This window comes from Ruegeria jejuensis, assembly GCF_041537905.1.
GTDB lineage: Bacteria > Pseudomonadota > Alphaproteobacteria > Rhodobacterales > Rhodobacteraceae > Ruegeria_C.
The window spans coordinates 25,105-37,837 of sequence record NZ_JBGRUO010000014.1 but is presented as its reverse complement, the minus strand read 5'-3'; the positions used below and the strand labels follow the sequence as shown (position 1 = coordinate 37,837).

The following is a 12,733-nucleotide window of genomic DNA, read 5'->3' as shown; positions in this document are numbered from 1 at the left end:
TGTTTGCTGCACGGTTAGGGCCGAACGAATGCGGGTTCGTTCGCTTGCGCTGTATGTCTGGCCTCTGCCTCGGTGCGCGGGGATCAAGACCCGGCGCACTCTTCCCTGAGTGTGAGAAATCAGGGGGTCGGACGTCAAGCCCCTTGCGTGCGGGACGGCTGTCTTCGGCGGAATGCAGGGTCATGGGGCGCGCGGATCAGACGGCCGAACTGTGGCCCGCCTTGCTGAGGTCATAGGCGTCGAAGTGCCGGGCGATCATGCGCGTCAATGGCCGAGCGGGCTGTGGAATGAAAAGCCCGTCATCGGTGATCTGCAACAGACCGTCAAAGGCGGCGTCGGCGGCCTGGAACATGCTTTCCAGTTTATCTTTGGGCAGCACAAAGGTGCTTTCGATCTCTTGGCGGTCGATGCGGAAATCGCACATGAGGGCTTCGATCAGGCGCCCGCGCAGCTTGTCCTCGCCGTTGAAGCTGTGGCCACGTGCGACTGAAAAGCGTCCCTCACGGATCGCGGCGGTATGCTGTGCCGTGGCCGAGGCATTTTGCGCGTAGCCCTGCGGAAACTTCGAGATCGAAGAGGCCCCGACACCGATCAGCACATCGGAGGGGTCGTCAGTGTAGCCCTGGAAGTTACGGCGCAGGTGTCCTTTGCGCTGGGCATGGCTCAGCCCGTCTTCCTGCGTTGCGAAATGGTCGATGCCGATCTCGTTGTAATTGTCCCAGATAAACAGCTGCCTTGCGGTTTCGAACAGGCCAAGCCGTTGTTCGGGGGTGGGCAGTGCATCCGAGGGGATCATCTGCTGGCGCTTGGCCATCCAGGGCACATGCGCGTAGCCGTAAAGCGCAACGCGGTCGGGGTTCAGCGACAGCAGTTTCTGGACACTTTCGGTGATCCGCGCCGTGGTCTGATGCGGCAGGCCATAGAGGATATCAGCGTTCAGGCTATGAATGCCGCGCGCACGCAGCATTTCGGCGGCGTCGCGGGTCACATCATAGCTTTGCAAACGGCCGATGGTCTTCTGGATGTTTTCGTCGAAATCCTGCACCCCGATCGAGGCGCGATTCATGCCTGCCTCGGCCAGCGCGTCCAGCCGTTCGGCGTCAATTTCATTCGGGTCGATCTCGACCGAGAATTCTGCGTCTTCGGCAAAGGGGGTAACATCGGCGATGGCACCCGCCAGGTCGCGCATCATCTCGGGTGATAGCAGTGTCGGTGTGCCGCCGCCCCAATGCAGGCGCGACAGGGTCACATCTGAAGGCAGATGTTGCTGCAGCAGCCGCAGCTCCGCCTTGAGCGTTTCCAGATAGGCCGCGACGGGGGACGCGGTTTTGGTCCCTTGCGTCCGGCAGGCACAGAACCAGCACAGGCGTCTGCAGAAGGGCACATGAATGTAAAGCGAGATGGAACTGCCCGGCGCGATCCCCGCGATCCACTTTCCGAAGCGATCAGCCCCCACGTCATTATTGAACTGCGGCGCAGTTGGATAGCTGGTGTACCGAGGCACCCTTGCGTCAAATAGGCCTAGGCCCGCCAAATTCGGTTTCGTATTCATGTCACCTCTGTATTATCGGGTCTCAGTTCGAGGCTTTGACCCAGATCAATTAGGACGAATTATGACCAAGCATGCAAAATTGGCGCCCTCAGCCTGCGGTGAGTGTCCGATTCGGCATCGTGCCGTTTGTGCCAAGTGCAATGCGGACGAACTGGCAGAGCTCGAAACCATAAAATACTACCGCAGCTACGAGGCGGGTCAGACGATCTTGTGGGCGGGCGATCATATGGAGTTCGTGGGGTCGTTGGTATCGGGGGTTGCGACCCTGACCCAGACAATGGAAGACGGCCGGACCCAGATGGTCGGGCTGCTGTTGCCATCGGATTTCGTCGGGCGGCCGGGCCGCGATTCGGCGGCTTACAACGTAGTGGCCACCTCTGATGTTGTGATGTGCTGTTTCCGCAAGACGCCATTTGAGAACATGATGGCCAGCACGCCCCATATCGCACACCGGCTGTTGCAGATGACGCTGGACGAATTGGATGCGGCGCGGGAATGGATGCTGGTTCTGGGCCGCAAGACGGCGCGCGAAAAGATAGCCAGCCTGTTGTCGATCATCGCCCGCCGTGATGCCACACTGGGCATGGGAGTTGCCACGGGCCGCGTCGTGTTTGATCTGCCGCTGACCCGCGAAGCGATGGCGGATTACCTTGGCCTTACGCTGGAAACCGTCAGTCGTCAGATCTCGGCCCTTCGCAAGGACGGTGTCATCGTGCTGGAAGGCAAACGCCATGTGACCGTGCCGGATATGGACCGGTTGATGGACGAGGCTGGTGACGACAGTGATGGTGGGCTGCTGGCCTGAGTCCTCGACTGACGCAGCAGGTATATCCATTCGAGCGTGACCGCGGCAGATTTCCGTGCTCTAGTGTGACTTTCGAAACATGTCTCGGGAGTTCGGAATGGAGTTCGGTAGCCTTTTGGCAATGCTGTTTATCGGCGCAATCGCGGGTTGGCTGTCAGGCAAAATCATGGAAGGTCGCGGATTTGGCCTGATCGGCAATATCATTGTCGGGGTGGTCGGGGCCTTTCTGGCCGGAACGATCTTTCCGGCGCTTGGCTTTGCCTTGGGCGGGGGGCTGTTTTCCTCGATCTTCTTTGCAACCGTGGGGGCTGTGATCCTGTTGTTTCTGATCGGGTTGATCAGACGTGGCTGAAACGCCTCAAGCCGCCCTTGGTGGGCGGCTTGGATCTGCGGTCGCTCGCGGCTGGATCAATGGGCGAGAAAGATCGGGACTTTCGCGACCTCCAGCATGTTGCGTGTCGCGCCGCCCAGAATGGCCTCGCGGAAGCGCGAATGCCCATAGGCCCCCATCACGATCATATCTGCCTCCTTGTCGTCGGCGTGCCGGTTCAGGATATCCGACACCCGCGTCATGGATTTGTTCAGCACGTCGATCTCGCATTTGACCCCGTGCCGCGCCAGCATTTGCGACAGCAGCCCGCCCGGGTCAGAGCGGTCGGGCCCGTGGGTTGGGGGCGCAATTGCGACGATCCGCGCGATGTCCGCTGTTTTCAGAAACGGCAGAGCCAGACGGATCGCGCGCATCGCCTCGACGCTTTCGTTCCAGCCGATCAGAACCCGTCGCGGTATCGCTGGTGAAGTGTTGTCGTCCGGCAAGACGATTACCGGGGCGTGACCCTCGAACATGGCGGCCTCGACCACCGGTTCGGCCTCGGTTCCGTGGTTGGGACCATAGGGGCGCGGCAGCACGACCAGATCGGAAAACCGGGCGCGATGCGCGACATGACGCCCGATATCAGCCATCTGCGCGACGCCTTCCTCGACCGACCAGCGAATTCCCGACGGGCTGAGGATAGACTCTGCCAACTGCCGGATCTCAGCCGCTTCGGCGGTGGCGCGGGTCAGGGTTTCCTGCAGGATCAGCGCATTTGCCCCGGCGTAATAATACCCGGTCTGGGTGCGGTCGACCCCAAGGCACATGACCTCGACATGCGCGTCTAGCTCCTGAGCGAGAGTGGTGAGGTGGTTGAGCACACCGCGCGCCTGCTCGGTATCGGTCAACACGGTCAAAAGGGATTTATACGACATCTGCTCCTCTTACTGACGAAAGGTCGCACGCAAGACGGGAATCTGCGTCCCGTTGAGGATATGACTGCCATGGAATTCGGGTTATCGTCTTGACACAGATCAAGGAAAAGAACCTGTGCGAGATGCATTCAAGCGCCCAGTAAAACAGACCCGGCGCATGTAGGATTCGCAACGGGTTTAGTAAAGGGACGCGAAATGCTGAATTATATCAAGCTCGTAGTGCTTGGTCTGATTGCCTTGTTTTCGATGATGGCAATCAACTATGCGCGCGATGAGGCATACATGGTTCATGCCATCATCGTTTTGCTGCTGTCCGGCGGAATGTTCTTGTGGATATTGCGCAAGACCGATGAGCCAGACATTCCAATCGACTATTCCGGCGAATATATGGATGGGGTCATTCGATACGGTGTGATTGCCACCGCCTTCTGGGGCGTTGTTGGCTTTCTGGTCGGTGTGTTCATCGCCTTTCAATTGGCCTTCCCGGCGCTCAACTTCGAATGGGCGCAGGGATATGCCAATTTCGGACGTCTGCGCCCGCTACACACCTCGGCGGTCATCTTCGCCTTTGGTGGCAATGCCCTGCTGGCCACGTCGTTCTATGTGGTGCAGCGCACCTCGGCCGCGCGCCTCTGGGGGGGCAATCTGGCGTGGTTCGTATTCTGGGGCTATCAGCTGTTCATCGTTCTGGCCGCGACCGGCTACCTGCTGGGCGGGACGCAATCCAAGGAATATGCCGAGCCGGAATGGTATGTCGATATCTGGCTGACGATCGTCTGGGTGGCTTACCTCGCGGTCTATCTCGGCACGATCATCAAGCGCAAAGAGCCGCATATCTACGTGGCAAACTGGTTCTATCTGGCCTTTATCGTCACCGTGGCGATGTTGCATCTGGTCAACAACCTGACCATCCCGGTCAGCATCTGGGGTTCGAAGTCGGTGATCCTCTGGTCCGGGGTTCAGGATGCGATGGTGCAGTGGTGGTACGGGCATAACGCCGTGGGCTTCTTCCTGACTGCCGGGTTCCTGGGAATGATGTACTACTTCATCCCGAAACAGGCCGGACGCCCGGTCTATTCCTACAAGCTGTCTATCATCCACTTCTGGGCGTTGATCTTCCTGTATATCTGGGCGGGTCCGCACCACCTGCACTACACCGCGTTGCCGGACTGGGCCTCCACCCTGGGCATGGTGTTCTCGATCATCCTGTGGATGCCGAGCTGGGGTGGCATGATCAACGGTCTGATGACCCTGTCGGGGGCTTGGGACAAGCTGCGCACCGATCCGGTGATCCGGATGATGGTGATCTCGCTGGGCTTTTACGGCATGTCCACCTTTGAAGGGCCGATGATGTCGATCCGCGCGGTCAACAGCCTGAGCCACTATACCGACTGGACCATCGGCCACGTGCACTCCGGTGCCTTGGGATGGAACGGCATGATCACCTTCGGCGCGCTCTACTATCTGGTGCCGGTGCTGTGGAAGCGCGAGCGTCTCTATTCGCTCAGCCTGGTTAGCTGGCATTTCTGGCTGGCAACGATCGGGATCATCCTCTACGCGGCATCGCTTTGGGTGGCGGGTATCACTCAGGGTCTGATGTGGCGCGAAGTTGATGCCAACGGTTTCCTCGTGAACTCGTTCGCCGACAGCGTCTCCGCCGTCATACCGATGTATGTGGTGCGGGCGATCGGCGGGGTGTTCTTCCTCGTTGGTGCCGCGATCATGTGCTACAACCTGTGGATGACCGTCCGTCGGGCACCGGCCAAAGAGGCCAGCCTGACCGTCGCGGTCCCGGCTGAATAAGGAGGGCCGGAGCAATGGCAATTCTCGACAAACATAAGCTCATCGAGACCAACGCGACCCTCCTGCTGGTTCTCAGCTTTCTGGTCGTGACCATTGGTGGGATCGTGCAGATCGTACCGCTGTTCTATCTGGAAAACACCATCGAGAAGGTGGAGGGCATGCGCCCCTACACCCCTCTCGAATTGGCCGGACGCGACATCTATATCCGCGAGGGCTGCTATGTGTGTCACAGCCAGATGATCCGGCCCATGCGGGACGAGGTCGAACGCTATGGCCATTACTCGCTGGCAGCGGAGTCGATGTATGACCACCCGTTCCAGTGGGGTTCCAAGCGGACCGGGCCTGATCTTGCCCGTGTCGGTGGGCGCTATTCGGATGAATGGCATGTGGACCATCTGCGCAATCCCGAAGCCGTTGTGCCGGAATCGGTGATGCCGAAATACGCCTTCCTCGAAGATCGCATGATCGATGGCAAGTATATCGGCGATCTGATGGCGACGAACGCGTTCGTGGGCGTGCCCTATACCGAAGAGATGCTGGAGGCCGCACAGGCGGATTTCCGTGCGCAGGCCGATCCCGACAGCGATTATGACGGGCTGCTCGAACGCTATGGCGACACGGTCAGCGTGCGCAATTTCGACGGTCAGCCGGGGATCTCGGAGACCGATGCACTGATCGCCTATCTGCAGATGCTGGGTACGCTGGTCGATTTCTCGACCTTCACGCCTGACGCGAACCGCTGAGGAGGGTGAGATGGAAGAATACACTCTGCTCAGACAATTCGCGGATAGCTGGATGCTGTTGCTGCTCTTTCTGGTGTTTGTTGGGATCATATTCTGGGCGTTCCGCCCGGGCAGTTCCAAAACCCATGAAGACACCGCAAATATCCCGTTCCGACATGTTGACGCTCCCATAAGCGATGACACCGAAGCCCGAGCGCAAGAAGACAAAGCCGCCACAAACGAGGAGGCAAAGACATGACCCAGCCAGAGGACAACAAACGCGCCTCCTCCCACCAGCCGGGCGATCCCAATACGACCGGCCACACATGGGACGGGATCGAGGAATTCGACAACCCGATGCCGCGCTGGTGGTTGTGGACCTTCTACGCGACCATCATCTGGGGCGTGATTTACACCATCGCCTATCCGGCCTGGCCGCTGGTCAGTTCGGCAACGGCGGGGGTTCTGGGCTGGTCGACACGGGGCGATGTCGCCTCGGAAATTGTGGCCGCCGAAGAGGCAAACGCCGAGATTAACGCTCGGCTGGCGGCCATCAACATGGAAGACATCGCCGAAGATGCCGATCTGCGCAACTATGCGGTCTCTTCCGGGGCTGCGGTGTTCCGGACATGGTGCGCGCAGTGCCACGGATCGGGGGCTGCAGGTGCCGTCGGCTATCCCAACCTGCTGGATGATGCCTGGCTTTGGGGCGGGGATATCGAGAACATCCATCTGACCATTGCCCACGGCATCCGCAACGAAGACGACCCGGATGCCCGCTATTCCGAGATGCCCGCCTTTGGCCGGGACGAGTTGCTGACGCCGGAAGAGATCGATCAGGCAGTGAACTATGTGATGTCGCTGTCGGGCACGCCGCAGGATGCCTCTCTGGTCGAGGCTGGCTCGGTGGTCTTCGCCGACAATTGCGCGTCGTGCCATATGGAGGACGCCACCGGCGATCCCGAACAGGGTGCGCCCAACCTGGCGGATGCGCTCTGGCTCTATGGCGGTGACTACGACACCCTGACAGAGACGGTGACCAACAGCCGTTTTGGCGTCATGCCATCCTGGACCAATCGCCTGACCGAGGCACAGATTCGCGCCGTCGCGACCTATGTGCACCAGCTCGGCGGGGGTGAATAAACAGAACACCTTCGGGCGGTCATACGCCCGAAGGTCCGGTGTCGGCTACTCGATCTGTTCGCGCGTTTCCTGAGCAGCCGACACCACTTTTTGCGAAAATAGAACCTGGACGCGTCTCGGTCCAGTCCGCGATTGTCGCGCCAGATCAAAGATCGTTCAGATCGACATCGCGCGACGTCTGCACCCACCAGTGACCCTTGGGCAACCACCGCCGCCGTGATTTGGCTTTTGGTTTCGGCAAATCGCGAATTGTCGGTTGGTTGACGCGGGTCGCGGTCATGAAGGATTTGGCAAAGACGGTGAGCATGATCTGTCTCCTGTGCTGCGTGCCCTCTACTTTCAAGATTGCGATTCGGCGCCAGAAATGCGACTCAATTCCCATTCGGTGATGTAATCAGAGGTTACATATGGATTGGATGAAGATACCCCCACTGGCCTCTCTTAGAGCCTTTTCAGCATTTGCGGAAACGCGAAATGTGACACAGGCGGGTGAGGCGCTGAATGTAAGCCATGCCGCGATCAGTCAGCAATTGCGGGCGCTCGAAAGCCATCTGGGGGTTTCGCTGCTGGATCGCAGTGGCAAAGCCCTGAGTTTGACGGCGGATGGCGAGCATTTGGCGCGCGCGCTGCAACTTGGCTTCGCCGCGATCGGCGCGGCGATCGATGATCTGACACGATCCGGTGCGGACCGCCCGGTGCATGTCTCGCTGACCTCGACCTTCGCGGCCTCGTGGCTGATGCCGCGGCTGCCCGCCTTTCGTTGCGATCACCCCGAGGTCAGCCTGATTCTGGAACCTTCGCCCGACGTGGTCGCGCTGCGCCCCGGCGGTGTTGATGTGGCAATCCGATACGGAGCGGGCGGATGGGCCGGGGTTCAGTCGCAGATGCTGCTGGAAACCCCGATGGTCATTGTCGCCGCGCCTGAGCTGTTGGGCGGCAAGGCCGATTGGTCCCCTGCCGATCTGGCGCATCTGCCTTGGCTGGAAGAGATTGGAACCACCGAGGCCTCGACCTGGCTTGCTGGGCGCGGTGCGGCGATGGACCCGGCGGCGGGACGGATATCCTTGCCAGGGAATCTGGTGCTGGACGGTCTGCGCGCCGGGCAGGGGGTCACCATAACAGTGCGGCATTTCGTCCAGCAGGACATCCTGTCGGGGCGCCTTGTCGAGCTCTACGTGGAAACCGATAGGCGCGGATATCATATCGTCACAGGGCAGGCAGCGCTGCGTCCGACGGTGAAGACCTTCGTTGCCTGGCTCAAGCGGCAGGCGGGCTAAAACCGAGCAAAGGTGATTATACGATGCGCGTTTTGACCCATATCAAAGTCCGATCTGTTATGATCTGTGAGAAGGCGCAAAACCCCATCCTCTCTTGACCGGAGCATTTGTGTGAACGACCCCCAGCCCGCCCCCAGCCTCTATGCTGCCAGGGAACCGATCTTTCCCCGCCGCGTCTCCGGCACGTTCCGCAATCTGAAATGGGTCATTCTGGTGGTGACGCTGGGAATCTACTATCTGACGCCCTGGATTCGCTGGGATCGCGGCCCCAGCCTGCCGGATCAGGCGGTGCTGCTGGATATGGCCAACCGGCGCTTCTATTTCTTCTGGATCGAAATATGGCCGCATGAATTCTACTTCGTTGCCGGTCTGCTGATCATGGCCGGTCTGGGCCTGTTCCTGTTCACCTCGGCGCTGGGCCGGGTCTGGTGTGGCTATGCCTGCCCGCAGACTGTCTGGACCGACCTTTTCATTCTGGTCGAGCGCTGGATCGAAGGCGACCGGAACGCGCGGCTGCGGCTGCACCGACAGAAAAAGATGGATCTCCGCAAGGCGCGGCTACGGCTGACCAAATGGGTGGTCTGGCTGTTGATCGGGCTGGCCACCGGCGGGGCCTGGGTGTTCTACTTTGCCGATGCGCCGACGCTGGTGCGCGATCTGGTCACCGGTCAGGCCCATCCGATCGCCTATACGACCATGGCGATCCTGACGGCCACCACCTTCTTTTTCGGCGGGTTCGCGCGCGAACAGATCTGTATCTACGCCTGTCCCTGGCCCCGCATTCAGGCCGCGATGATGGATGAGGACACGCTGGTTGTCGGCTATCGCGACTGGCGTGGCGAGCCACGCGGCAAAGGCAAACGCACCGCCGATAGCGAGCTGGGTGATTGCATCGACTGCATGGCTTGCGTGAATGTCTGCCCGGTGGGAATCGACATCCGCGACGGCCAGCAGATGGAATGCATTACCTGCGCACTCTGCATCGATGCGTGCGACGATATGATGGAAAAGATCGGCAAACCGCGCGGGCTGATCGACTATATGGCGCTGTCGGACGAGGCCAATGAGCGCGCCGGCAAACCGCCTCGCAACATCTGGAAACATATCCTGCGACCGCGCACGATCATGTATACGTCGCTGTGGTCGCTGGTCGGGGTCGGGCTGCTCTTTGCGCTCTTTATCCGCTCGGATATCGATCTGACTGTGGCACCCGTGCGCAACCCGACCTTTGTCACTCTCTCTGACGGCTCGATCCGCAATACCTATGACGTGCGGTTACGCAACAAGCATGGCGACGATCGTCCCTTCCTGGTGACGGTGAAAGGGGACCCGGCAATGCAGGTCGAGCTTGAGGGCGTGCCAGAGGGTTCGGTCACCGTCCCGGCCAATACTGCTCTGCTTCAACGGGTCTATATCGTGACACCAAAAGACGCGGCACCATCGGCACAGGCCAATACCCCGGTTCGGATCTGGGTTGAGGATCTGACCAATGGCGATCGGGCTCACAAAGACACGACCTTTAACGGGCGGGGGAACTGATCATGGCGGAACGCAAGTTTACCGGCAAACACGCAGCGGCGGTCTTTATCGGAGCATTCGCGGTCATTATCTCCGTGAACCTGGTTCTGGCCTTCAGCGCGGTCCGGACCTTTCCGGGGCTTGAAGTCAAGAATTCCTACGTGGCGTCGCAGCAATTCAACGAAAAGCGCGACGCGCAGGAGGCATTGGGCTGGACCGTTGCCGCCGAGGCGCAGGGCGGGCTGTTGGTGCTGTCAATCACCGACAGCAACGGGCATCCGGTCGAGGTGTCGGAGCTTGAGGCCGTGCTGGGCCGCGCCACCCATGTCAAAGAGGATATGGCGCCTGAGTTTCTGTTTGACGGGTCCGCCTATGTGGCCAAGGCCGAACTGGGCAAGGGTAACTGGAACATCCGCATGGTGGCCAAGGCCGCAGACGGGACGGAATTCAGCCAGCGCGTCGTGCTGCGGGTGAAAGGGTAACCGGTGACCGCTCAATTGCGCCCAACCGCTGCGGCCTGTCCGGCTTGCGTCGCCGCCCCTGCGCAAGCGGTCGAACCGGCGCCGCAGGAGGCGCGGATCGCGCTGTCGCTGCCCGGCATTCACTGTCAGGCCTGTATCGCAAATGTTGAGCGCGCTCTGAACGCGGTGCCGGGGGTCGACAGCGCGCGGGTGAACCTGACGCTGAAGCGCGCCATGGTCGAGGCCGCGCCGGACATGCAGGCCGCCGATCTGATCCCAGTTCTTGAGGCCGCCGGATATGAGGCGCATGAGCTTGATCCGGGCGCAATCTCGGCCACGCAGACCGATCGGGCGGGGCGCGATCTGCTGATGCGGCTGGCGGTGGCGGGGTTCGCCTCGATGAATGTGATGCTGTTGTCGGTGTCGGTCTGGTCCGGGGCCAGTGACGCCACACGGGACATGTTCCATTGGATTTCGGCGGCGATTGCGCTCCCGGCGATTGCGTTTTCGGCCAAGCCGTTCTTTGTGAACGCCTGGAGCGCGCTGCGGGTGCGGCGGCTGAACATGGATGTGCCCATCGTGCTGGCCATCCTGTTGGCACTGGCCACGTCGCTTTGGGAAACCTCACTGAGCGGCGAACATGCCTATTTCGACGCAGCGCTGACGCTGACCTTTTTTCTGCTTGCAGGCCGCTATCTCGATCACCGCACCCGCGCGGTGGCCCGCTCTGCCGCCGAAGAACTAGCCGCGCTGGAGGTTCATCGCGCGATCCGGCTGACCTCAAAGGGCGAGGAACAGGTACCGGTAGCCGAACTGGTGCCCGGCGATCTGGTGCTGGTGCGGCCCGGCGGGCGGATGCCGGTGGATGGCGAGATCATCGAAGGGCGCTCGGAACTGGACCGGTCGCTGCTGACCGGGGAAACCCTGCCGGTCTATGCCGAACCGGGGTTCGCCGTCAGCGCGGGCGAGGTCAACCTGACCGGCCCGCTGACGGTGCGCGCTACTGCCGTAGGTCAAGAGACCTCGCTGCACCGTATGGCCGATCTGGTGGCCATCGCTGAGTCGGGGCGCTCACGTTACACCTCGCTGGCTGACAGCGCTGCCAAGCTTTACGCGCCCGGCGTTCATATCCTGTCGGCGCTCAGCTTTCTGGGCTGGTACATCTATTCCGGCGACCTGCGCACCGCGCTCAATATTGCCGCCGCCGTGTTGATCATCACATGCCCCTGCGCGCTGGGACTTGCCGTGCCTGCAGTGACCACCGCTGCCTCGGGGCGTCTGTTCCGCAAGGGGATGCTGATCAAGCACGCCACAGCACTGGAGCGGCTAGCCGAGATCGACACGGTGGTGTTCGACAAGACCGGCACGCTGACCGCCGGAACTCCGCAGCTTGTGAATCTCGGCGATGTTCCCCTGCGGGACGCGCAAATCGCGCTGGCTCTGGCGCAGGCCTCGTCACATCCGCTCTCTGCGTCGATCAGCGCCGCCGCCAAGGAGGCAGGGATCGCGCCGTCGAACGTCACGGAGATCGAAGAGGTTCCGGGCTTCGGCACGCAAGGCGTGTACCAAGGCCAGCAGGTCCGGCTGGGTCGCGCCGCCTGGGTCGCGGCGGAGCCCGGTGCACAGACCGCCGCCTGGCTGGCTGTCGGCACTGAAACGCCGCGCGCGTTTCTGTTCCATGACGCGCTGCGCCCAGGTGCCGCCGAGGCGGTGACAGCGCTGCAGCAGGCAGGCAAGGATGTGCGGCTGATCTCCGGTGACACACGCCCTGCTGTCGAGGCGCTGGCCGATCGTCTGGGCATCAATACCTGGCAGGCCGAGGCGCTTCCCGCAGACAAGGCGCTGCGGGTGCGCGACCTGACCGATCAGGGCCATAAAGTGCTGATGGTGGGCGACGGGCTGAACGACACGGCCGCGCTGGCCGCGGCGCATGTATCGATCTCGCCGGCCTCGGCACTGGATGCGGCGCGGGTGGCCTCGGATATCGTGCTGCTGGGTCATGACCTGTCTCCGCTGGCAGACGCCTGCGCCACGGCCGTGAAAGCCACACGGCGCATCCGCGAGAACTTCCGCATCGCGACGGTCTATAACGTGATCGCCGTGCCGCTTGCGGTGGCGGGGTTTGCGACGCCTCTTATTGCCGCATTGGCGATGTCGGCTTCGTCGATTACAGTATCGCTCAACGCGCTGCGCCTGAGGTAAGT

The 12,733-nt window shown here is 61.2% G+C and carries 13 protein-coding genes; 10 read left to right on the top strand and 3 right to left on the bottom strand.

Annotation, left to right across the window (positions count from 1 at the left end):
- Positions 1-196: 196 nt before the first annotated feature.
- Positions 197-1,552, bottom strand: a complete 1,356-nt coding sequence (hemN, locus tag AB1E34_RS16080; RefSeq protein ID WP_372573354.1) for an oxygen-independent coproporphyrinogen III oxidase — start codon at positions 1,550-1,552, stop codon at positions 197-199.
- A 61-nt stretch (positions 1,553-1,613) separates the two neighbouring features.
- On the opposite strand from hemN, the gene fnrL reads away from it, so the two are divergent.
- Both fnrL and AB1E34_RS16070 read left to right on the top strand, forming a co-directional pair.
- Positions 1,614-2,357 carry a transcriptional regulator FnrL gene (gene fnrL, locus AB1E34_RS16075; protein WP_306201082.1) on the top strand — a complete coding sequence of 248 codons (744 nt, stop codon included), beginning with the start codon at positions 1,614-1,616 and terminating at the stop codon, positions 2,355-2,357.
- A 97-nt stretch (positions 2,358-2,454) separates the two neighbouring features.
- Positions 2,455-2,709, top strand: coding sequence for a GlsB/YeaQ/YmgE family stress response membrane protein (locus AB1E34_RS16070; RefSeq protein WP_372573353.1), 255 nt, complete (start codon positions 2,455-2,457; stop codon positions 2,707-2,709).
- Positions 2,710-2,765: 56 nt separating this feature from the next.
- Here the strand turns inward: AB1E34_RS16070 and AB1E34_RS16065 are convergent, their stop codons facing one another.
- Positions 2,766-3,605: a universal stress protein gene (locus AB1E34_RS16065; RefSeq protein ID WP_372573352.1), complete on the bottom strand. Its 840-nt coding sequence runs from the start codon at positions 3,603-3,605 to the stop codon at positions 2,766-2,768.
- Between the two features lie 195 nt (positions 3,606-3,800).
- Between AB1E34_RS16065 and ccoN the strand changes: the two genes are divergently transcribed.
- Genes ccoN through ccoP form a run of 4 tightly spaced genes read left to right on the top strand, consistent with a single transcriptional unit; the run spans position 3,801 to position 7,273 of the window.
- A complete protein-coding gene (gene ccoN / locus AB1E34_RS16060; protein WP_372573351.1) occupies positions 3,801-5,408 on the top strand; it encodes a cytochrome-c oxidase, cbb3-type subunit I in 1,608 nt (535 codons plus the stop codon).
- A gap of 14 nt (positions 5,409-5,422) precedes the next feature.
- Positions 5,423-6,151 (top strand): cytochrome-c oxidase, cbb3-type subunit II, encoded by a 729-nt coding sequence (gene ccoO, locus AB1E34_RS16055; protein WP_372573350.1) that lies wholly within the window; start codon positions 5,423-5,425, stop codon positions 6,149-6,151.
- Positions 6,152-6,161: 10 nt separating this feature from the next.
- Entirely contained in the window at positions 6,162-6,389 is a 228-nt protein-coding gene (locus AB1E34_RS16050; protein WP_372573349.1) for a cbb3-type cytochrome c oxidase subunit 3, read from the top strand.
- Positions 6,386-7,273: a cytochrome-c oxidase, cbb3-type subunit III gene (gene ccoP, locus AB1E34_RS16045; protein ID WP_372573348.1), complete on the top strand. Its 888-nt coding sequence runs from the start codon at positions 6,386-6,388 to the stop codon at positions 7,271-7,273. The genes AB1E34_RS16050 and ccoP overlap by 4 nt, the downstream gene beginning before the upstream one ends.
- 145 nt (positions 7,274-7,418) lie before the next feature.
- Here the strand turns inward: ccoP and AB1E34_RS16040 are convergent, their stop codons facing one another.
- Positions 7,419-7,580, bottom strand: a complete 162-nt coding sequence (locus AB1E34_RS16040; protein WP_372573347.1) for a hypothetical protein — start codon at positions 7,578-7,580, stop codon at positions 7,419-7,421.
- A 100-nt stretch (positions 7,581-7,680) separates the two neighbouring features.
- On the opposite strand from AB1E34_RS16040, the gene AB1E34_RS16035 reads away from it, so the two are divergent.
- The 4 genes from AB1E34_RS16035 to AB1E34_RS16020 all read left to right on the top strand — a co-directional run bounded on the left by AB1E34_RS16035 (position 7,681) and on the right by AB1E34_RS16020 (position 12,731).
- Positions 7,681-8,550 (top strand): LysR family transcriptional regulator, encoded by an 870-nt coding sequence (locus tag AB1E34_RS16035; RefSeq protein WP_372573346.1) that lies wholly within the window; start codon positions 7,681-7,683, stop codon positions 8,548-8,550.
- 111 nt (positions 8,551-8,661) lie between these two features.
- Positions 8,662-10,089, top strand: a complete 1,428-nt coding sequence (gene ccoG, locus AB1E34_RS16030; RefSeq protein ID WP_372573345.1) for a cytochrome c oxidase accessory protein CcoG — start codon at positions 8,662-8,664, stop codon at positions 10,087-10,089.
- 2 nt (positions 10,090-10,091) lie between these two features.
- Positions 10,092-10,550 carry a FixH family protein gene (locus tag AB1E34_RS16025; RefSeq protein ID WP_372573344.1) on the top strand — a complete coding sequence of 153 codons (459 nt, stop codon included), beginning with the start codon at positions 10,092-10,094 and terminating at the stop codon, positions 10,548-10,550.
- A 3-nt stretch (positions 10,551-10,553) separates the two neighbouring features.
- The gene (locus tag AB1E34_RS16020; protein ID WP_372573343.1) at positions 10,554-12,731 is read left to right on the top strand and encodes a heavy metal translocating P-type ATPase; all 2,178 of its coding nucleotides are present in this window, start codon (positions 10,554-10,556) and stop codon (positions 12,729-12,731) included.
- Positions 12,732-12,733 lie beyond the last annotated feature (2 nt).